General features: G+C 70.7%; 18 protein-coding genes. 3 read left to right on the plus strand and 15 right to left on the minus strand.

All coding sequences use genetic code 11. The features are described from left to right. Positions 1-4: 4 nt before the first annotated feature. From ACZ60Q_RS00065 to ACZ60Q_RS00115, 11 genes are all read right to left on the minus strand, one after another. On the minus strand, positions 5-340 hold the full coding sequence (locus tag ACZ60Q_RS00065; RefSeq protein ID WP_469626031.1) for an RNA polymerase-binding protein RbpA: 336 nt from the start codon (positions 338-340) through the stop codon (positions 5-7). A gap of 110 nt (positions 341-450) precedes the next feature. Then, the gene (gene secG / locus ACZ60Q_RS00070; RefSeq protein ID WP_030078776.1) at positions 451-687 is read right to left on the minus strand and encodes a preprotein translocase subunit SecG; all 237 of its coding nucleotides are present in this window, start codon (positions 685-687) and stop codon (positions 451-453) included. A 116-nt stretch (positions 688-803) separates the two neighbouring features. Continuing rightward, positions 804-1580 carry a triose-phosphate isomerase gene (gene tpiA / locus ACZ60Q_RS00075; RefSeq protein WP_469626033.1) on the minus strand — a complete coding sequence of 259 codons (777 nt, stop codon included), beginning with the start codon at positions 1578-1580 and terminating at the stop codon, positions 804-806. A gap of 6 nt (positions 1581-1586) precedes the next feature. Continuing rightward, the gene (locus ACZ60Q_RS00080) at positions 1587-2798 is read right to left on the minus strand and encodes a phosphoglycerate kinase (protein ID WP_469626037.1); all 1212 of its coding nucleotides are present in this window, start codon (positions 2796-2798) and stop codon (positions 1587-1589) included. 114 nt (positions 2799-2912) lie between these two features. Continuing rightward, the gene (gene gap, locus ACZ60Q_RS00085; protein WP_469626040.1) at positions 2913-3923 is read right to left on the minus strand and encodes a type I glyceraldehyde-3-phosphate dehydrogenase; all 1011 of its coding nucleotides are present in this window, start codon (positions 3921-3923) and stop codon (positions 2913-2915) included. 262 nt (positions 3924-4185) lie between these two features. Then, a complete protein-coding gene (gene whiA / locus ACZ60Q_RS00090) occupies positions 4186-5175 on the minus strand; it encodes a DNA-binding protein WhiA (RefSeq protein WP_398615251.1) in 990 nt (329 codons plus the stop codon). Further along, a complete protein-coding gene (locus ACZ60Q_RS00095) occupies positions 5166-6200 on the minus strand; it encodes a gluconeogenesis factor YvcK family protein (protein ID WP_469626042.1) in 1035 nt (344 codons plus the stop codon). The genes whiA and ACZ60Q_RS00095 overlap by 10 nt, the downstream gene beginning before the upstream one ends. Continuing rightward, complete coding sequence (rapZ, locus tag ACZ60Q_RS00100) at positions 6197-7225, minus strand: RNase adapter RapZ (RefSeq protein WP_469626045.1); 1029 nt, start codon at positions 7223-7225, stop codon at positions 6197-6199. Before rapZ ends, ACZ60Q_RS00095 begins: the two co-directional genes overlap by 4 nt. Further along, positions 7222-9291: an excinuclease ABC subunit UvrC gene (gene uvrC / locus ACZ60Q_RS00105; RefSeq protein WP_469626048.1), complete on the minus strand. Its 2070-nt coding sequence runs from the start codon at positions 9289-9291 to the stop codon at positions 7222-7224. The genes rapZ and uvrC overlap by 4 nt, the downstream gene beginning before the upstream one ends. Positions 9292-9410: 119 nt before the next feature. Continuing rightward, entirely contained in the window at positions 9411-10343 is a 933-nt protein-coding gene (locus tag ACZ60Q_RS00110; protein ID WP_469626051.1) for a hypothetical protein, read from the minus strand. Positions 10344-10347: 4 nt separating this feature from the next. Next, positions 10348-10956: a papain-like cysteine protease family protein gene (locus ACZ60Q_RS00115; RefSeq protein ID WP_469626054.1), complete on the minus strand. Its 609-nt coding sequence runs from the start codon at positions 10954-10956 to the stop codon at positions 10348-10350. Positions 10957-11182: 226 nt separating this feature from the next. Between ACZ60Q_RS00115 and ACZ60Q_RS00120 the strand changes: the two genes are divergently transcribed. Continuing rightward, the gene (locus ACZ60Q_RS00120; RefSeq protein ID WP_469626056.1) at positions 11183-12109 is read left to right on the plus strand and encodes a hypothetical protein; all 927 of its coding nucleotides are present in this window, start codon (positions 11183-11185) and stop codon (positions 12107-12109) included. A 199-nt stretch (positions 12110-12308) separates the two neighbouring features. Here ACZ60Q_RS00120 and ACZ60Q_RS00125 read toward each other — a convergent pair whose 3' ends face one another. Both ACZ60Q_RS00125 and uvrA read right to left on the minus strand, forming a co-directional pair. After that, on the minus strand, positions 12309-12737 hold the full coding sequence (locus ACZ60Q_RS00125; RefSeq protein ID WP_050358163.1) for a Rieske (2Fe-2S) protein: 429 nt from the start codon (positions 12735-12737) through the stop codon (positions 12309-12311). Positions 12738-13012: 275 nt separating this feature from the next. Further along, complete coding sequence (gene uvrA, locus ACZ60Q_RS00130) at positions 13013-16063, minus strand: excinuclease ABC subunit UvrA (protein ID WP_469626059.1); 3051 nt, start codon at positions 16061-16063, stop codon at positions 13013-13015. Between the two features lie 175 nt (positions 16064-16238). Here uvrA and ACZ60Q_RS00135 point away from each other — a divergent pair, with 175 nt between their 5' ends. Further along, positions 16239-16928: a maleylpyruvate isomerase family mycothiol-dependent enzyme gene (locus ACZ60Q_RS00135; protein WP_469626062.1), complete on the plus strand. Its 690-nt coding sequence runs from the start codon at positions 16239-16241 to the stop codon at positions 16926-16928. Positions 16929-16938: 10 nt separating this feature from the next. Beyond that, positions 16939-17595, plus strand: a complete 657-nt coding sequence (locus ACZ60Q_RS00140; RefSeq protein WP_469626065.1) for an MBL fold metallo-hydrolase — start codon at positions 16939-16941, stop codon at positions 17593-17595. Positions 17596-17707: 112 nt separating this feature from the next. On the opposite strand, the gene ACZ60Q_RS00145 is transcribed toward ACZ60Q_RS00140, so the two are convergent. Both ACZ60Q_RS00145 and ACZ60Q_RS00150 read right to left on the minus strand, forming a co-directional pair. Then, complete coding sequence (locus ACZ60Q_RS00145) at positions 17708-18730, minus strand: TerC family protein (RefSeq protein WP_469626068.1); 1023 nt, start codon at positions 18728-18730, stop codon at positions 17708-17710. Positions 18731-18972: 242 nt separating this feature from the next. Continuing rightward, complete coding sequence (locus ACZ60Q_RS00150) at positions 18973-20940, minus strand: TerD family protein (protein WP_469626070.1); 1968 nt, start codon at positions 20938-20940, stop codon at positions 18973-18975. Between the last annotated feature and the right edge of the window lie 183 nt (positions 20941-21123).

Genomic DNA, 21123 nt, shown 5'->3' on the forward strand with positions numbered 1-21123 from the left:
AGCCTCAGATCTCGCCGCGGAGTCTGGCCAGCGCCTCGGCGAGGATCACCTCGCCGTCCTCGTCGCTCCGCCGCTCGCGTACGTACGCCAGATGCGTCTTGTACGGCTCGGTGCGGGGCGGGTCGGGCGGGCTGTCCTTGTCCTGGCCGGCCGGGAAGCCGCAGCGTGGGCAGTCCCAGGTGTCCGGCAGCTGCGCGTCATGGGCGAAGCTCGGCTGCGTCTCGTGCCCGTTCGAGCACCAGAAGGAGATGCGGGCGCGCGGCGCGGACTCGCCACGCTCGGCCTCCCCCATCGGCCCCGCTCCGACCCGGCTTCCCCGGATCGCGTTGCCACTTGCCACGGTCGTAACTCCCTGCGTGATGGTGCTCGAGCGATGCCCCAGTCTACGTAAGGCCCAACGCGCGTCCAGTGAAAGGAGTTACACCGTCACCGGTATGCGCGGACGACGGGTCAGCTGTCCAGCTTGACGAGCAGACCGAGTACCACGACGCACGCGAACCAGACCAGACCGACCACGACGGTGATCCGGTCGAGGTTACGCTCGGCGACCGAGGAGCCACCGACGGAGGACTGCATTCCGCCACCGAACATGTCGGAGAGGCCGCCGCCCTTGCCCTTGTGCATGAGCACCAGCAGCATCAGCAGCAGGCTGAAGACGATCAGAGCGATCTGGAACGCCAAAACCACGGCTGGTCCCTACTTTCCGGAATTCTTGACTACTGCGTGTACGTACACCGGGGGCCGAAGGGCGACTGGCCCCTCCGGCCCCCGCAAGGGTACGACGGATCCGCGCTACCGCATACTCACTGGTCGCGGAAGCGGACGATCTTGACGAACTCGTCGGTGTCCAGTGCGGCACCGCCGATGAGGGCGCCGTCCACGTCGGGCTGCGCCATGATGGCCGCGACGTTGCCGGACTTCACCGAGCCGCCGTACTGGATACGGACGGCGTCGGCCAGCTCCTGGGAGTACAGCTCGGCCAGCCGGCCACGGATCGCGCCGCAGACTTCCTGGGCGTCCTCGGGGGTGGCGACCTCGCCGGTCCCGATGGCCCAGACCGGCTCGTAGGCGATCACGATGGTCTCGGCCTGCTCGGCCGGAATGTCCTTCAGGGCGCCGTCGAGCTGGGCGAGCGTATAGGAGACCTGGTCACCTGCCTTGCGGATGTCCAGGCCCTCACCGACGCAGAGGATCGGCGTCAGGCCGTGCTGGTAGGCGGCCTTCACCTTGGCGTTGCAGATCTCGTCGTTCTCGCCGTGGTACTGGCGGCGCTCGCTGTGGCCGACGGCCACGTACGTGCAGCGCAGCTTGGCGAGCATGGGGCCGGAGATCTCACCGGTGTACGCGCCGGAGTCGTGCGCCGAGATGTCCTGGGCGCCGTACTTGATCTTCAGCTTGTCGCCGTCCACCAGGGTCTGCACGGAGCGCAGGTCGGTGAAGGGCGGGAGGACGGCGACCTCGACGTCCTCGTAGTCCTTGTCGGCAAGGGCGAAGGAGAGTTTCTGGACGTGGGCGATGGCCTCGAGGTGGTTGAGGTTCATCTTCCAGTTGCCCGCCATCAGCGGGGTGCGGGTGGTCATGAAAGGTCAGTCCTCCAGTGCGGCGAGCCCGGGAAGCGTCTTGCCCTCGAGGTACTCGAGACTCGCGCCGCCACCGGTCGAAATATGTCCGAAAGCATTCTCGTCGAAGCCCAGGATGCGAACGGCCGCGGCGGAGTCGCCACCGCCGACGACGCTGAAGGCCGACGAGTCGACGAGCGCCTGGGCGACCGCGCGGGTGCCGTCGGCGAAGTCGGGGTGTTCGAAGACGCCCATCGGGCCGTTCCAGAAGACGGTGGCCGCGTCGGCGAGCTTAGCTGCGTAGAGCTTGTTGGTCTCCGGCCCGTTGTCCAGCCCCAGCTGACCGGCCGGCATGGCGTCGGCGGCGACGGTGGTGGGGTGGGCCGGGGCCTTGGTCCTCAGGTCCGGGAAGGACGGGGCGACCACGACGTCGACGGGGAGGACGAACTCCACGCCCTTCTCCTCGGCCCGTCGCAGGTACTCCTGGACGGCCGGGATCTGGTCCTCCTGGAGCAGCGAGCCGCCGACCTCGTGGCCCTGGGCCTTGAGGAAGGTGTACGCCATTCCGCCGCCGATCAGGATGCGGTCGGCCCGCTCCAGCAGGTGGTCGATCACGCCGAGCTTGTCGGAGACCTTGGCCCCGCCGAGGACGACCGCGTACGGCCGCTGGACATCGGTGGTGAGCTTCTTCAGGACGCCGACCTCGGTGGCGATGAGGTAGCCCGCGTAGTGCGGGAGCCGGGCCGGGAGGTCGAAGACCGAGGCGTGCTTGCGGTGCACCGCGCCGAAGCCGTCGCCCACATAGATGTCCGCGAGCTCGGCCAGCTGATCGGCGAAGGCGCCGCGCTCGGCGTCGTCCTTGGACGTCTCACCGGCGTTGAAGCGGAGGTTCTCGATGACCGCGACCCGGCCGTCAAAGAGGCCGGCGACCGCGGCGCGGGCGGACTCGCCGACCGTGTCGGCGGCGAAGGCGACCTCGGCCCCGAGGAGTTCACCCAGGCGGGCGGCGGCGGGCGCCAGCGAGAAGGCCGGGTCCGGGGCGCCCTTGGGCCGGCCGAGATGCGAGGCGACGACGACACGCGCGCCGGCCTCGGCGAGCTTGGCGATCGTCGGGACGACGGCGCGGATACGGCCGTCGTCGGTGATCGTGGTGCCGTCCAGCGGCACGTTGAGGTCGGCACGGACGAATACCCGCTTGCCCACGACCCCTTCGGCGAGAAGTTCGTCGATCGTCTTCATCTGGTCTTCCGTTACTCCTTGCAAGGACGGATGAACATGCTGAGGGGCTCGACCGGCGCGTCGTTGCGCCGGTCGAGCCCCTTGCTCACATCGTGGTGCCGCCGACCCCGAGGATCAGAGCTGCTCGCCGACGAAGACCGTGAGGTCGACGAGGCGGTTGGAGTAGCCCCACTCGTTGTCGTACCAGCCGAGGATCTTCACCGTGTTCCCCTCCTGGACCATGGTCAGGGAGGAGTCGAAGGTGCAGGACGACGGGTCGCCGACGATGTCCGAGGAGACGATCGGGTCCTCGGTGTACGTCAGGAAGCCCTTGAGGGCACCGTCGTCGGAGGCCTTCTTGAACGCGGCGTTGACCTCGTCCTTGGTGACCTCGCGCGCCAGCGTCACGACGAGGTCGGTGGCGGAGCCCGTCGGGACCGGGACGCGCATCGCGATGCCGTCGAGCTTGCCCTTGAGCTGCGGGAGGACCAGGGCGGTGGCCTTGGCCGCGCCGGTGGTCGTCGGGATGATGTTCTCGGCGGCGGCGCGGGCGCGACGCAGGTCCGAGTGCGGGAAGTCCAGGATCCGCTGGTCGTTCGTGTACGCGTGGACCGTCGTCATCAGGCCCTTGACGATGCCGAAGTTCTCGTCGAGAACCTTGGCCATCGGCGCCACACAGTTGGTGGTGCAGGAGGCGTTGGAGATGACGTTGTGGTTGGCCGCGTCGTACTGGTCCTGGTTGACGCCCATCACGATGGTGATGTCCTCGTCCTTGGCCGGAGCCGAGATGAGGACCTTCTTGGCGCCGCCCGCGATGTGCTTCTCGGCGTCGGCCTTCTTGGTGAAGATGCCGGTCGACTCGATGACGATGTCGACGCCCAGCTCACCCCAGGGGATGTCGGCCGGGTTGCGCTCGGAGAGCACCTTGACGGTGTGACCATCGACGGTGATGGTGTCGGCGGTGTGGCTGACCTCTGCCTTGAGACGGCCCAGAATGGTGTCGTACTTCAGCAGGTGGGCCGTGGTCGCAGTGTCACCCAGGTCGTTGACAGCCACGATCTCGATGTCCGCACCCTGCTCGAGCAGCGCGCGGAAGTAGTTGCGACCGATGCGGCCGAAGCCGTTGATGCCTACGCGGATCGTCACGAACCGATCTCCTCGTTAGGTACGCCGGTTTTCGACGCCGGCGAGTTGTATAGGGATGTCCCCGACCGCTTCCGACCCTACCTCTCCGAGGGCCCGGAGGTGACATCGAGAGGGCCACCGCACGCCACCGGATACGTCCGGAGGTCCGTACTCGCCAGTAGGAGCACGGACCTCCGTTTCGCCCGCCGGGACTTGGGTCCCCGGGCCCGGGGACCCAAGTCCCGGCGGGGGCGGGACCAACGTCCCCCGGCTCGCCGCCGAGTCAGCCGACCAGGCCGTCGGCCAGCTCCTCGCTGAGGGTCGACTCGGTCCCCGGGATGCCCAGATCCTGGGCCCGCTTGTCGGCCATCGCCAGCAGCCGGCGGATCCGGCCGGCGACCGCGTCCTTGGTCAGCGGCGGGTCGGCGAGCGCGCCCAGCTCCTCCAGGGAGGCCTGCTTGTGCTCCATACGGAGCCGTCCCGCGGCGGCCAGGTGCTCGGGGACCTCCTCGGCGAGGATCTCCAGCGCGCGCCCCACCCGGGCCCCGGCGGCGACCGCGGCGCGGGCCGAGCGGCGCAGGTTCGCGTCGTCGAAGTTGGCGAGCCGGTTGGCCGTGGCGCGGACCTCGCGCCGCATCCGGCGCTCCTCCCAGGCGAGCACCGCGTCATGGGCGCCGAGCCGGGTCAGCAGGGCGCCGATCGCGTCGCCGTCGCGGACCACCACACGGTCCACGCCGCGGACCTCGCGGGCCTTGGCCGCGATGGAGAGCCGGCGCGCCGCCCCGACCAGGGCGAGGGCCGCCTCCGGTCCCGGGCAGGTGACCTCCAGCGAGGAGGAGCGGCCGGGCTCGGTGAGCGAGCCGTGGGCGAGGAACGCCCCGCGCCAGGCCGCCTCGGCGTCGCAGGTGGCCCCCGAGACCACCTGCGGGGGCAGCCCGCGGATCGGACGGCCCCGGCCGTCCACCAGACCGGTCTGGCGGGCCAGCTGGTCGCCGCCCGCCACCACCCGTACGACATAGCGCGAGCCGCGACGCAGTCCGCCGGGGGCCATCACGATCAGCTCCGAGCTGTGCCCGAAGATCTCCAGGATGTCGCGCTTGAGGCGGCGTGCGGCGTTGCCGGTGTCCAGCTCCGCCTCGATCACAATCCGGCCGCTCACCAGGTGCAGGCCGCCCGCGAACCGAAGAATCGCCGAGACCTCTGCTTTCCTGCAGCAGGTCCGGGTGACGGGAAGATGAGAGATTTCGTTCTTCACCGCTGGCGTCATCGCCATGGGCCGATCCTTCCATGCATCCGAAAAATACGGTCGTACGCGGCGGCCAACAGCTCCTGATCATGGACCGGAACGCCGTCGGGCGATGCCACCGGCGCCAGCTCGACCGCGGCTCCGAGCCGTAGTGCGGCATCGGCGAGTGACTCACGGTCGGGCACGGCGGCCTCATCGGCCAGCACCACGTCCAAGGCGAGTTTAGGGGCGTGTCGCCCCAAAACCTCCAAATGACGCTGCGGTGAGAAGCCTTCTGTTTCACCGGGCTGGGGTGCGAGGTTCAACGAGAGGACCTTGCGGGCCTTCGTGGTGACCAGCGCGTCGAGCAGTTCCGGCACGAGCAGGTGCGGGATCACCGAGGAGAACCAGGAGCCCGGACCGAGCACCACCCAGTCGGCGTCCAGGACCGCCTCCACGGCCTCCGGGACGGCCGGCGGGTCGGGCGGGACCACATGCACGGACTGCACCTCGCCGGGCGTGAGCGCCACCGTGGCCTGGCCGCGCACGGTGACGATCGCGTCGGGCAGGTCGGGGTCGTGGCCCTTGACCAGCGCCTGGAGCTCCAGCGGGACGGCCGACATCGGCAGCACCCGCCCGTGCGCGCCGAGCAGCTTGCCGACCAGGTCGAGCGCCTGGACAGGGTCGCCGAGCTGTTCCCAGAGGGCCACGATCAGCAGATTGCCGACCGCGTGCCCGTGGAGGTCCCCCTTGGACTCGAAGCGGTGCTGGACGACCTGGGACCAGGTCCGGCCCCAGTCGTCGTCGCCGCACAGCGCGGCGAGCGCCTTGCGCAGGTCGCCGGGCGGCAGCACGCCCAGCTCCTCGCGCAGCCGGCCGCTGGAGCCGCCGTCGTCGGCGACGGTGACCACAGCCGTGAGATCGCCGGTGATCCGGCGCAGCGCCGTCAGGGACGCCGAGAGACCCATACCGCCGCCGAGCGCGACGACCTTGGGCTGAGCGGCGCGCTTACGGCCCGAGAGCGCCGAGGTGGCGCGGCTCAGGCGCCGCATCCGCAGATTGCGTCCGGTCACTCTCGCCCCATGTCGCGGTGCACGAGGACGGTCTCGACGCCTTCGGCGGCGAGGCGGGCCGAGAGCTTCTCCGACATGGCGACGGAGCGGTGCTTGCCGCCGGTGCAGCCCACGGCGATGGTCACGTACCGCTTACCCTCACGGCGGTAGCCGGCGGCGATCAGCTGGAGCAGCTCGGTGTACTGGTTGAGGAACTCCTTGGCGCCCGGCTGGTCGAAGACGTAGTCGGACACCTCCTCGTTGACGCCGGTGAAGGGGCGCAGCTCGGGGACCCAGTGCGGGTTGGGCAGGAAGCGGCAGTCGACGACCAGGTCGGCGTCGACGGGCAGGCCGTACTTGTAGCCGAAGGACATCACCGTGGCCCGCAGCTCCGGCTCCGACTCGCCCGCGAACTGGGCGTCCATCTTGGCCCGCAGCTCGTGCACGTTGAGGCTGGAGGTGTCGATGACCAGGTCGGCGTCGCCGCGCAGCTCGCGCAGCAGGTCGCGCTCGGCCGCGATGCCGTCCACGATGCGGCCGTCACCCTGGAGGGGGTGCGGGCGACGGACGGATTCGAAGCGGCGCACCAGGGCGTCGTCGGAGGACTCCAGGAAGACGATCCGCCGGGTGACGTGCTTGGCCTCCAGGTCCGCGAGGGATTCGCGGAGGTTGTCGAAGAAGCGCCGGCCGCGTACGTCGACGACGACGGCGATCCGGGCCACGTTGCCCTGCGAGCGGGCGCCGAGCTCCACCATGGTGGGGATCAGCGCGGGCGGCAGGTTGTCGACGACGAACCAGCCGAGGTCCTCCAGACACTTGGCGGCGGTGCTGCGGCCGGCGCCCGACATCCCGGAGATGATCACCAGCTCGGGGATGGCCGCCTCACCCGTCTCGTTCGGGGCGTTCGTACTCACGTCTGCTGCTCCGTCTGCTCGGTCTGTGGTGTCCCGGCCGGTGGTGTCCCGGCCGGTGGTGTCCTGGCCGGTGGTGTCCCGGTCCTCGTGCGCCGCGCTGTTCTGTGCGGCCTCGTGGCTGTTCCCGGTCATGAGCTGCCCCCGTCGTCCTCTTCAATGATCTCTCCTGTGGCCGTATTCACGGCAGGTGCCGCGGGAGTGGCCGAGGCGAGGGCTGCGGCCACCGATTCCGCCGTCCTTCGCCCTATCCCGGGGACCTCGCAGATCTCGTCGATTGTCGCTTGCCGGAGCTTCTTCACCGAGCCGAAATGCTTGATGAGGGCCTGCTTCCGGGTCTCGCCGAGCCCTGTCACCTCGTCGAGGGGGCTGCTGCGGATGCGCTTGGCGCGTTTGGCGCGCTGGTAGGTGATGGCGAAGCGGTGGGCCTCGTCCCGGACGCGCTGGAGGAGGTAGAGGCCCTCGCTGGAGCGGGGCAGGACGACCGGATCGTCGTCATCGGGGAGCCAGACCTCTTCCAGGCGCTTGGCGAGGCCGCAGACCGCGATGTCGTCGATGCCCAGCTCGTCCAGGGCGCGCTTGGCGGCGGCGACCTGGGGCTGCCCGCCGTCGACGACGACGAGCTGCGGCGGGTAGGCGAACCGCTTGGGCCGTCCGTCGTCCTCCCGGGGCTTGGGCTCGTCGTCCGGGGAGGCGGCGGTGACGGCCGGGGCGGGGACGGGGCCCGTGGCGGCGGGGCCAGGAGCAGGGCCCGTGGCGGCGGGGACGGCCTCCGGCGTCTCCTCCCACTCCCCCGTGCGTTCCTTGTCCTGGAGGTAGCGCTTGAAGCGGCGGCCGATCACCTCGTGCATCGAGCGGACGTCGTCCTGGCCCTCGAAGCCCTTGATCTGGAAGCGGCGGTACTCGCTCTTGCGGGCGAGGCCGTCCTCGAAGACGACCATGGAGGCCACCACGTCCTCGCCCTGGAGGTGGGAGATGTCGTAGCACTCGATGCGCAGCGGGGCGGTGTCCAGGCCCAGCGCCTCGGTGATCTCCTCCAGGGCGCGGGAGCGGGTGGTCAGGTCGGAGGCGCGTTTGGTCTTGTGCAGCCCGAGCGCCTGCTGGGCGTTGCGCTGGACGGTGACCATGAGGTCCTTCTTGTCGCCGCGCTGCGGGATGCGCAGACTGACCTGGGAGCCCCGGCGCTCGGCGAGCCACTGGGAGACCGCTTCGGCGTCCTCCGGGAGGGCGGGGACCAGGACCTCCTTGGGGACGGCGTCGCCGCGTTCCTCCCCGTACAACTGCTGGAGGGCGTGCCCGACGAGGCCGGACGTGTCGACCGCCTCGACCTTGTCGGTGACCCAGCCGCGCTGGCCGCGCACCCGGCCGCCGCGCACGTGGAAGATCTGGAGTGCGGCCTCCAACTCGTCCTCGGCGACGGCGATCAGGTCGGCGTCGGTGGCGTCGGCGAGGACGACGGCGCTCTTCTCCATGGCCCGCCTGAGGGCCTCGGCGTCATCGCGGAGACGGGCGGCCCGCTCGTACTCCATCTCCTCCGCCGCCCGCGTCATGTCCTTCTCCAGGCGGCGGATGTAGGCGCCGGTGCGGCCGGCCATGAAGTCGCAGAAGTCATCGGCCAGCGCCCGGTGTTCCTCGGGGGTGACCCGGCCGACGCAGGGGGCCGAGCACTTGCCGATGTAGCCCAGCAGGCAGGGGCGGCCGGTGCGCGCGGCGTTCTTGAAGACCCCGGCGGAGCAGGTACGGACGGGGAAGACGCGGAGCATCAGGTCGACCGTCTCGCGGATCGCCCAGGCGTGGCCGTAGGGACCGAAGTAGCGCACGCCCTTCTTCTTGGCGCCGCGCATGACCTGGACGCGGGGGAATTCCTCGTTGAGGGTGACCGCGAGATACGGATAGCTCTTGTCGTCGCGGTACTTGACGTTGAACCGGGGGTCGAACTCCTTGATCCAGGAATACTCCAGCTGGAGCGCCTCGACCTCGGTGGAGACGACCGTCCACTCGACGGACGCGGCGGTGGTGACCATCGTGCGCGTACGCGGATGGAGTCCGGCGAGGTCCTGGAAGTAGTTGGCCACGCGTTGGCGCAGGTTCTTGGCCTTCCCGACGTAGATCACCCGGCGGTGCTCGTCGCGGAATTTGTAGACCCCCGGGGAGTCGGGGATCTGTCCCGGCTTGGGGCGGTAGCTGGAGGGGTCTGCCATGTCTCACACCCTACTTGCGGGCAGTGACAGCGCGTCGTCCTCGGGTGGTGCCGCGCTCCGGGGTGCCGTGGGATGTTCGCACCCCGGAGCGCGGGCCTGTGGGCCGGTGGAGCCGCTGCTCAGGCGTCCGTGGCCGGGGGTCGCCCGGCACGGTTGCGGCGGCGCAGCGCGGCGGCGGCGCCCAGGGCCAGGGCGAGCAGCGCCCCGGCCCCGGCGGTCGTGGACACGGCGGTCAGGGCCGTGTCCGGCGAACCGGACGCCGCGCCGGCGAGCGCGGGGCTCCCGGCGGGGTCACCGGCCCGGTCCGCGGCCGGTCCGGTGACCGGGCCGGGGGCGGGTACGGCCGCCGGGGCTCCCCCGGTGCCGGTGACCGCGTCGGGGCCGTAGCCGCCCGCCTTGCCGGAGCGGGCGTATCCGGAGCCGGGCAGCTTGTCGCCGTACGCCTCCTGGACCCGGGTCCGGTAGGCGTCGAGCGTGGTGCCCTTCGCTCCCACTGCGGTCTTCGCGTCCTTGTCCAGCGGGAAGACGCGGGAGCCGTCGTGGACGTACCAGGCGTCGATCTGCGGTTCGCGGAACACGGTGCCGCCGGGGAGCGCGCGGGCCCCCTGGGCGTCGTAACGGGCCTCGTCGTCGCCTGTGGCGATGTTCACCACCTGCCAGCCGTCGCCGCCCGCCCCGGGGACCGTCCACAGGGAGGCCTTCTGGCCGTCGGAGGAGACGGCGGTGCTGGCCAGGTAGTCCAGGGTGCTCGGGGCGGCCCCCCGCTTCCCGGCGACGAAGGCGGCGGAGAGCGTGCGGACGGGAACGGACCTCCCCTCGATCCTGGGAGCGCTCGCCGCCCTGCTCACCGCGCCCTCCCGGGCGAAGAAGCGGGACAGGGTGTCCAGGGTCGCGGGCTCGGTGGCGGCCTCGTGGGCCGCGTCGAGGGTGGCGGCGGTCAGCTTCGGCGGGGCCGCCCGGCCGTCGTCGGCGAGGGCGGGAGCGGCGGCGGTGAACAGGGCGGCGCCGGTGAGGGCGGTGGCGACGGCGATGCGCCGGGTGGTGGAGTTCATGACCTCACGCCCCGATCCGGTAGAGCGAGTGGGTCCAGGAGAACTCGTTGTTGTTGATGTACCAGGCGTGAGAAGCCCAGTTGTAGCGGCCGCTGGAGGGCCACGGATCGCCCCAGTAGACCCAGCTGTTGGCGTCGTCGTACCCGTAGATGACATGCATGTGGCCGCCGCCGGACGACCACTGGATACGGGTCTCGATGGGGCGCTGGGCGGCTATCTCGGCCTGCACGACCGGGTAGCGCAGCCAGCCGGTGACGTAACTGCCGGGCCTGACCCCGGCCCAGGACAGTCCGGTCTGGACGTTGCCGAGGGTGGCCTGTGAGTTGGGGCACTGGGAGTTCTGGCTGCGGTTGAAGGCGGCGTTGCAGAACTGGTTCTGCGTGTAGTTGCGGCCGAACCAGGCGGCAATGGTGTTGCCGCCGGCCGCCCAGCACCAGTTGGTCTGCTGTTGCGCCTGCATGGTGATGTTGAGCCGCTGGGCGGCGGCGATGGTGGAGCCCGCCCCGTCCGGGGACTGGGCGGCGGTGACGGTGCCCGCGGGGACGGCGAGCAGGATGGCGGCCAGGAGGGCGGTGAACGAGGACCTTCCGGGCCTGACTCTTCGGTTGCGCATGGCGTTCCTCCCAATGCGGGGGTGGGGATCGGAGGAGCGCGTCCGGACGCTGATGAGGAGCATCCGGCGTTGTCCGGAGCAGGTCAACACGCTTCAATGCGAGGTGACATCACGGTGTGAACGGCACGGCGTCCGTGTGAACGGCTCTGTCCCGTCACCTGCTCCCCCGCATCCCACCGGGGGAGGTGTCGCCACTTCCCACGTGAACGTTCACCGGAGGCCCACCATGCGGCAGACCGAGACCGAACTGGCGCAGGTACTGCGGACCGGACCGTTCCACCTGGCGCTGCGGACCGCTCTGTCGGTACGCGGGCTGCCGCTCCAGCGGGTGCAGCACCATCTGGCGCACCGGGGCGTCAAGCTCGGGGTGACCAGTCTCAGTTACTGGCAGCAGGGGGTGCGCTGGCCCCGGCGGGCCGAGTCGTTGCGGGCCGTTCGGGCGTTGGAGGAGGTGCTCGCGCTGCCGGACGACTCGCTGCTGCGGCTGCTGCGCGACGGTGACGCGCCGGCGGACGGGGACCGCCCGGCCGGCCGTTCGTACCGCTCACTCATGGAGGCGTCGGGCTCGGTGGAGCGGCTCCTCACGGCGATGGAGTCACCCGTGGACGGCGGTCTGCACACGGTGGGGCACCAGGAGCGGGTACGGATCGGGGCGCGGCGAGAGCTGCTGGGCCGCACGTCGCAGCACGTGGTGCGCGCGCATCGGGACGGCGTCGACCGCTATCTCGCGGTCCACCGGGGCGACCCCGGCTGCGACCCGTCGCGGATCGTGGTGCGGGCCCTGGAGAACTGCCGGACGGGCCGGGTCCGCTGGGACCGGGACGCGAGGGTGCTGGTGGCGGAGCTGCTCTTCGACACCCGGTTGCGGTCCGGTGAGACGTACCTCTTCGGCTACGGCTTCGAGGACGGTACGGGCGGAGCCGGCGGCGAGTACATGCGCGGCTTCACCTTCGGGGGCGGGCAGTACGTGCTCCAGGTCGGCTTCGACGAGGCGGCGCTCCCGGTGCGGTGCCGCCGGTTCGCCCAGGCTTCGGCGGGGGCGGCGCGCGGGGCCCGCCAGGACCTCACGCTGACCGGCCGGCACCGGACCGTGCACCTGGTGGAGGAGACCGTACGGCCCGGACTGATCGGGGTCGACTGGGACTGGGAGTGAGGGCCTCGGCCGTCGTGACGGCCGGCCTTCAGGCGTCGGGGCCGCGATGACGCACCGGGCGCCGGGCTTGCGGTTCCGCGTCGGGCGTCGGGCGTCGGGGCTTGCGGTTCCGCGTCAGGCGTCGGGCCGCGGTTCCGCTTCGGGCGTCGGGCGTCGGGCGTCGGGCGTCGGGCGTCGGGCGTCGGGCCGAGGCTCCGCTTCAGGCGTCGGGGCCCGCGACGAGCTTTCCGCCCTCGGCGGTGACCGGGACGGCGGGCAGCGGCACGGTGGCCGGGCCCTTCACCGGTTTGCCGGTGGTCATGTCGAAGCGGCTGCCGTGGCAGGGGCAGTGGCCCTCGGTGCCCTCGACCTTGTCCAGGACACAGCCGCCGTGGGTGCACTGGGCGCTGAACGCCTTGTATTCGCCCTTCGCCGGGCAGACGACGACCAGGCGCTGCTCGCGGTAGAGCTTGGCCCCGCCGACGGGCACCTCGGAGGCGGCCCCGAGATCCACGGGAGCGGTGGGGGTGGGGTTCTTGGCGTGGCCGAGCTTGGACTCGGTGGAGCAGGCGGCCGCTCCCAGCCCGGCGGCGCCGGCGAGCGCGGCGCCCTTCAGCACGGTACGGCGGGCGGCGGGCAGGCCGGGCATGCGGACTCCACGGGTTGTCGTTCGGGGTGGATCACGGTGGGGCGGGCTGTTCGGGGGTGGATCACGGTGGATCCGCGTCGCCGAACAGGATGGTGCGGCGACGGCGGCCCTGCGGGCCGGTGACAGAACCGACGATACCGGCGGGGATCGGAAGCCCTGCGACCGGGCCGGAGCACCGCACCGACGGGCGACGGCGGCCCCCTTCGTGCTGTGGGGGCCGCCGTCGCCCCCGAGGGGCGAGCGGCTGTCGGGCGGGACGACCGCTCGGGCCTCACTCAGGCCTTGCGGGCGCGGGTGGCCTTCTTCGGGGCGGCCGTCTTGGTGGCGGCCCTGGCCGTACCCGCCTTGGCGCCCGTGGCATTCGCCTTGGTCACCGCGGCCTTCTTGGCCGCGGCGGCCGTCTTCTTCCCCGGGGCGGTCTTGCGGGCGGCCGTCCTACGGGTCGTCCCCCGCCCGGAGGGCACCGCGGCCTCGCTGATGCGGTCCGCGTCCAGGACGCCCTGGAGGAACTTCCCGGTGTGGCTGGCGGGGACCGAGGCGACCTGCTCCGGTGTCCCCTCGGCGACCACCAGGCCACCGCCGTTGCCGCCCTCGGGGCCCATGTCGACGACCCAGTCGGCGGTCTTGATGACATCGAGGTTGTGCTCGATGACGATCACGGTGTTGCCCTTGTCCACCAGGCCGGAGAGCACGGTGATCAACTTGCTGATGTCCTCGAAGTGCAGACCGGTGGTCGGCTCGTCCAGGACGTAGACCGTGCGGCCGGTGGAGCGCTTCTGGAGCTCGCTCGCCAGCTTGACGCGCTGCGCCTCACCTCCGGAGAGGGTCGGCGCGGACTGGCCCAGCCTCACATAGCCGAGGCCGACCTCGTTGAGCGTACGGAGGTGGCGGGCGATCGTCGGGACGGCCTCGAAGAACTCCAGGCCCTCCTCGATCGGCATGTCCAGCACCTCGGCGATGGACTTGCCCTTGTAGTGGACCTCCAGGGTCTCCCGGTTGTAGCGCGCTCCGTGGCAGACCTCGCACGGAACGTACACATCGGGCAGGAAGTTCATCTCGATCTTGATCGTGCCGTCGCCGGAGCAGTTCTCGCAGCGGCCGCCCTTGACGTTGAAGGAGAAGCGGCCCGGAAGATAGCCGCGCACCTTCGCCTCCATCGTCTCGGCGAAGAGCCGGCGGACGTGGTCGAAGACTCCGGTGTAGGTCGCCGGGTTGGACCGGGGCGTCCGGCCGATCGGTGACTGGTCGACGTGCACCACCTTGTCGACGAGATCGTCGCCGTCGACCCGGGTGTGGCGGCCGGGCACCGACTTGGCGCCGTTCAGCTCGCGGGCCAGGTGGGTGTAGAGGATGTCGTTGACCAGCGTCGACTTCCCGGACCCGGAGACGCCCGTGACGGCGGTGAGGACGCCGAGCGGGAAGGAGACGTCGATGTCCTGGAGGTTGTTCTCCCGGGCACCGTGGACGGTGAGGCCCCGTCCCGGGTCGACCGGCCGGCGGACGTCGGGGGTCGTGATGGACCGCTTGCCGGACAGATACTGGCCGGTGATCGACTCCTTGTTGGCCAGGAGCTCCTTGAGCGAACCGGAGTGGACGACCTTGCCGCCGTGCTCACCCGCGCCGGGGCCGATGTCGACGACCCAGTCGGCGACCTTGATGGTGTCCTCGTCGTGCTCGACGACGATGAGCGTGTTGCCCATGTCGCGGAGCCGGACCAGGGTCTCGATGAGCCGGTGGTTGTCGCGCTGGTGCAGGCCGATGGACGGCTCGTCCAGGACATACAGCACACCGACCAGGCCGGAGCCGATCTGGGTGGCCAGCCGGATGCGCTGGGCCTCGCCGCCGGACAGGGTGCCGGCCGCGCGGTTCAGCGACAGATAGTCCAGGCCGACGTCGACAAGGAACTTCAGCCGCTCGTTGACCTCCTTGAGCACCCGCTCGGCGATCTTCTTGTCCCGGGCGTTCAGCTTGAGGCGGCCGAGGAACTCGGCGCACTCGCTGATCGACATCGCGGACACCTCGGCGATGGACTTCTCCATCACCGTCACCGCGAGCACGATCGGCTTCAGCCGGGTGCCCTCGCAGGTCGGGCAGGGCACCTCGCGCATGTAGCCCTCGAAGCGCTCCCGGCTGGAGTCGCTCTCGGCCTCGGTGTGACGCCGCTTGACGAACTGCACCGCGCCCTCGAAGGCGGGGGTGGTATAGGCGCGCTCGCGCCCGTACCGATTGCGGTAGCGGACCTCGGTCTGGATCTTGTGGCCGAACAGCAGGGCCTTCTTGGCCCGCTGCGGCAGCCCGGCCCAGGGGATGTCCGTACGGAAGCCGAGCGCTTCGGAGAGCGCGCCGATGAGGCGGCCGAAATACTCCTTGGTGTGGCCGTGGGACCAGGGATGGATCGCGCCCTCGTCGAGGGACTTCTCCTCGTCCGGGACGATCAGCTCCGGGTCGACCTCCATCCGCGTGCCGATGCCGGTGCAGTCGGGGCAGGCACCGAAGGGCGAGTTGAAGGAGAAGGAGCGCGGCTCCAGCTCCTCGAAGGAGAGGTCGTCGTACGGGCAGTAGAGGTGCTCGGAGAACATCCGCTCGCGCTCGGGGTCGTCCTCGGGGAGGTCGACGAAGTCGAGCACGACCATGCCGCCGGAGAGGCCGAGCGCGGTCTCGACCGAGTCGGTCAGCCGACGCTTGGCACTGTCCTTGACGGTGAGGCGGTCGACGACCACCTCGATGGTGTGCTTCTCCTGCTTCTTGAGCGTGGGCGGCTCGGCGAGCTGGATGGTGGCGCCGTCGACCCTGGCCCGGCTGTAGCCCTTGGTCTGGAGGTCGGCGAAGAGGTCGACGAACTCGCCCTTGCGCTCACGCACCAGGGGCGAGAGGACCTGGAAGCGGCTGCCCTCCGGCAGGCCGAGGACCTTGTCGACGATGGCCTGCGGCGACTGGCGCGAGATGGGGCGGGCGCACTCGGGGCAGTGCGGCTTGCCGATCCTGGCGAAGAGCAGCCGGAGGTAGTCGTAGACCTCGGTGATGGTGCCGACCGTCGAGCGCGGATTGCGCGAGGTCGACTTCTGGTCGATGGAGACGGCCGGCGAGAGACCTTCGATGAAGTCGACGTCCGGCTTGTCCATCTGGCCGAGGAACTGCCGGGCGTACGAGGAGAGCGACTCCACGTAGCGGCGCTGCCCCTCGGCGAAGATCGTGTCGAACGCGAGGGACGACTTGCCCGACCCGGAGAGCCCGGTGAAGACGATGAGTGAGTCGCGGGGCAGGTCGAGCGAGACGTTCTTCAGGTTGTGCTCGCGCGCGCCACGGACGATGAGACGGTCGGCCACGCCGGTCCGCACCTTTCTGGAGAGAAGCGGGGGAGCTGAGCCCCTCTCCCAGGGTATGGGGGGCGCCACAGCGGTGTAAGAAGCTTTCGATTCCGAGCGTATAGCACGCACATTCGATTTACGGCCACCCTCGGGCTCCTTCACCCGAATGAGTGGCGGAGCTAGGCTCGGCCGCATGATTGATCATGCGCACGACCTGGGAGCTGTACGCGAGGCGACGACACGACTGCTCGACGCAGCCGGTGAACTGGACAACGTCTCGGTCGCCGGGGCGTCACGGTTGCCCGGCTGGAGTCGGGGCCATGTTCTGGCCCACCTGTCACGTAACGCCGACGCACTCGGAAATGTTCTCCGGGGCCTCCCGATGTACGCGAGCAGCGAAACCCGGGACGCCGACATCGCCGACGGCGCCCCCCGCCCGGCGGCCGAGCAGCTGACCGACCTGCGGGAGAGCGCGGAGGGCTTCCTGGCGGTCGCCGCCGAACCCGCCGACTGGTCCCGTACGGTCACCCTGCGCAACAATGTGACGGACTCCGCGGCCCGGGTGCCCTTCCGGCGCTGGGTCGAGGTGGAGCTGCACCACGTTGACCTCGACGTCGGCCACGAGCTGGAGGACCTGTCCGCGGAGTTCGTGTCGCGGGAGATCGCCTTCCTGACCGAGCGCTTCCTGGGCAACCAGGACGTGCCCGCCACCGCGCTGACCGACCTGGACGGCCACACCTGGTCCACCGGCGGCGGCCCGCCGAGCGCCCTGGTGACCGTGCAGGGGCCCGCCGCCGAGCTGCTGGGCTGGCTCTGCGGCCGTCGCGACGGCTCCGCCCTGACCGTGGCCGGGGGCCCCTTGCCCGCGCTGCCCCCGCTATAGGCTGGGCCGTATGACGTACAGCGGAGCGGTGAAGGCCGGCGGACCGGCGAGCGTGCACGAACTGACGGATCTGATGATCTCCAAGGTCGCCGTCGGCGGGATGAACAACAACGCCTATCTGCTGCGCTGCCGGGCGACCGGCGAGCAGTTGCTGATCGACGCGGCCGCCGAGCCGGAGACCCTGCTCGCGCTGATCGGTGACGACGGGATCTCCTCCGTCGTCACCACGCACCGGCACGGGGACCACTGGCAGGCTCTGGCCCAGGTGGTCGGTGCCACCGGCGCCCGGACGTACGCGGGTCGCTACGACGCCGAGGGCATCCCCGTCCCGACCGACGTCCTGGTCGAGGACGGCGACACCGTCACCGTCGGCCGGGTCGAGCTGACCGCCCGCCACCTGGTCGGCCACACCCCGGGCTCCATCGCCCTGGTCTACGACGACCCGCACGGCGCCCCGCACCTGTTCACCGGGGACTGCCTCTTCCCCGGCGGGGTCGGGAACACGAACAAGAACCCCGAGGCCTTCGCCAGCCTCCTGCACGACGTCGAGACGAAGCTGTTCGACCGGCTGCCCGACGAGACGTGGGTCTACCCGGGCCACGGACACGACACGACGCTCGGCGACGAGCGGCCCCAGCTGCCCGAGTGGCGCGCCCGCGGCTGGTAGCCCGCGCACATCTCCCGTGTACGCATACAGAAGCGGCCGGGGCGGACGGCATTCGCCGTTACCGCCCCGGCCGCTGCCGGTGTGTCCCTGTGCCGCTCGGGGCGGCCCGGGGTCAGCTGTTGTTGATGCTCTTGCTCTCCTCGTCGGCCGGGCCGGCGGTCTCCGCCTTGCCGTCCTTCTCCGCCTCTGCCGCCGCCTGCTTCTTGCTGGCGATGAGGCTGGTGATCGTGGTGATCACCAGGACACCACAGATGAAGGCGAGGGAGAACGGGATGGAGATGACGGGCACGTGCACCCCGTTCTCGTGCAGGGCGTGCAGCACCAGCTTGACGCCGATGAAGCCGAGGATCACCGACAGGCCGTAGCTGAGGTGGACCAGCTTCTTCAGCAGACCGCCGATGAGGAAGTACAGCTGGCGCAGACCCATCAGAGCGAACGCGTTGGCCGTGAAGACGATGTACGGGTCCTGGGTCAGGCCGAAGATCGCCGGGATCGAGTCCACCGCGAACAGCACGTCGGTCATACCGATGGCGAGCATGACCACCATCAGCGGGGTCATGATGCGCTTGCCGTTCTGCCGGATGAACAGCTTCGTGCCGTGGTACTTGTCGGCGACACCGAAGCGGTGCTCGATCGACTTGAGGAGACGGTTCTCCTCGAAGTCGTCGTCCTCCTCGTCGGCCCGCGCCTCCTGGATGAGCTTCCAGGCGGTGTAGATCAGGAACGCGCCGAAGATGTAGAACACCCACGAGAAGTTCGCGATCACGGCGGCGCCGGCGGCGATGAAGATGGCCCGGAGCACCAGGGCGATCAGCACACCGATGAGCAGCACGCGCTGCTGGAGCTGCGAGGGCACCGCGAACTTCGCCATGATCAGGACGAAGACGAAGAGGTTGTCGACGCTCAACGACTTCTCGGTGATGAATCCGGCGAAGAACTCGCCGGAGGCCTGGCCCTCACCGAAGGCCATGAGGCCGAATCCGAAGAGAACGGCCAGGGCGATCCAGACGATCGTCCAGATTCCGGCTTCCTTGGTCGACACGTCATGGGGCTTGCGCCCGATGAAGAAGTCGACGGCGATGAGGGTTGACAGACCAAGAATGGTCAGAACCCATACGGTCCATGAAACGTCCACTGCGCCTCCGGCAGTTCGCTACGGCTACTGATCAGCGTCGTCGCTGCCGGAGGTCTCTTCCACCCGTGCGCGCTCTGTGCGCGCCCGGACCGGCGCCCCGGGATCGATAACGATCCGTATTGACGGGACGTCGCGTAAGGAGTACTCCCCTCCGTTCCGCAAACAGTACATGCACCGCCAAGGAAAGGTAAAGGAAAGAGTAAAGAAATCGTCAAAACCGCAGGTTGTCACGGCTTTTCGGGTCATCGGCCGCCCGCTCGGCGGGCGGCCGCCACCGCCGCGAGCACCTGTTCCAGGACGCGACTGCCCGGCGGAAGGGCCAACGGCTCGTACGTCCAGGCATGCCCGACCCACGGATCGGCGAGGTGACTGTCGGCGACCGGGGTGATCCGCAACAGCGAACGCCACAGCGGGTCGAGCACGGGCCCGTACGCACTGGCCTCCTCCCGGTCCGCGACCATCAGGAGGTGCACCCCGACCGCGGGACCCTCGTCGGCGAGATAGCGGAGCTGGGTGACGGCCCGGTCGTCGAAGCCGTGCGGGAAGTCGTTGACCACCAGGAGCTGCTCGCCGGTGTCCAGGTCGGGCGGGAGCGAATCGGCCGCTCCGGCCCGCACCGCCATCTGCACCAGGTCCACCCGCCGGGTGAGGTGGGTGAGGACCGAGGCCACTCCCCCGGGCCCGGCGGCGGGCGGCCCGGCGAGGACACCCGCGTCGACCAGCGGCGCGAGGGGACCGGCCGCGGCGCCCGCCGGGTCGATGACGTGCACCGAGAACGCACCGGGCGGATACACCGCGAGCAGCCGCGCCACGTGGGTGACCGCGGCCTCCACGGCCAGTCGGCGCAGTCGGTCCATGTCCATCAGGGCGGCCGCCTCGGACGCCGTCCGTCCGCTGTCCACCCAGATCCCGCGCTCCAGTGGCAGCCGGACGAGCAGCGGGACACGCAGGTCGGTGCGCTCGGGAAGGTGGAGATCGCCGATGCGCAGCGCCATCGGTATCTCCGTGGGGAGGCGGTGAGCGTGCCAGACGGGGTTGCCCCAGTCGGCGTACGCGGCCGGGAGCGCGGGCTCGACGACGGCCGCCTCGGCGGCCAGCTGGGCCAGATCGCGGTCGAGGACCTCCCAGGCCCGGGAAGTCAGCTCGTCGCGCTTGGCGCGGGCCCCCTCACGGGCACGGTCACCCGCACCGCCGATCCGGTTGCGCGGGTCGGACAGGGCCCGGTCGAGCTCCTGGTCCATGCGGGACTCGGCGAAGTCCACGGCGCTGCGGTAGGCGGCGACGGAGCGGGCCAGATCCTCGAACATGCCCCAGATCTGGTTGTAGAGGCGCTCGTCCATCGACCAGCCGGTGGCGTCCCCGGCGACCGGCTGCGCGGCCTGTCCGGGCTGGGCCGGGGGCACGGTGGGCGGGGGCGACGGGGGTGCGGCGTGCTGCCGCCGCGGGTGCGCGTAGTTGATGGGGCCGTCGGCGGCGGGTCCTGCGGCGGCCGGGCCCGGGGCGGTGTGCGGCTGGGGCGTGGTGGCCGGGTCGGTCAGCGGCTCGGGGGGCTCCGGGGCCTGCGGCGGCGTGGACGGGCGGTGGTCCGCCGCGGAGCCCGTGGGCTGCCGGACGCGCTCGCCTCCCCGGGGCCGGGGCGGCGGCGCCACCGAGCGGGCCATGCCCCGGGTGACGGCCTCCTGAATGGATCCGGCCAGTTCGGTGGCCTCGGCCACGCCCTGGTCGGCGAGCATCTCGGCGAGCCCGCCGGCGTACCCCTGTCCCACGGCGCGGACCTTCCAGGCGTCCTGACGGCGGTAGAGCTCCAGGGCACTGACCGCGGACTCGGCGTCCAGGCCGGTGAGCGTGAAGGTGGCGATCTCGGCGCCGTCGAGCCCGGTGACGGCGACGAAGGGGGCGGGGACCAGGCCGAACCGCGCCGGGCCACCCGCTCCGACGGGAAGCGCGAGCAGCACGGTGACCCGGTGGGCGCCGGCGGGCAGCGCCTCCAGGTCGACGGCGAGGCGGTGATCGGCCGCCGCCTGCTGTGAGACCTCCAGCCCGGGGAGCTGGGGCGAGCCGGGGTGGGCGATCCACTCGACGCCGCGCACCGTGCCCCGTTCGTCGCCGAGGGTGGCCCCGGCCACGACGGGCGTGCCCGCCGATACCCGGATCTCCAGACGGGTCCGGGGCAAGGTGTGGTTCTGCCCCCGGACCAGTTCGGCCGTCATTTCCCTGTCCCCCTCGACGATGGCCCGCGCGTCTGTGGGCGCGGTTCCATGCGATGCCGTGTTCTGCCGTGTTCTGCCGTGCCGTGCATGATCGCGGGTACGCGCGTGCCGTGCATGACCCTGTACGGGCGTGGCCGTTGTTCACGCGTGTGTGCCCTGTTGCCGTGCGCGTGCCGCATGGGG

The sequence above is a fragment of the Streptomyces sp. NPDC104313 genome (genome assembly GCF_055583985.1).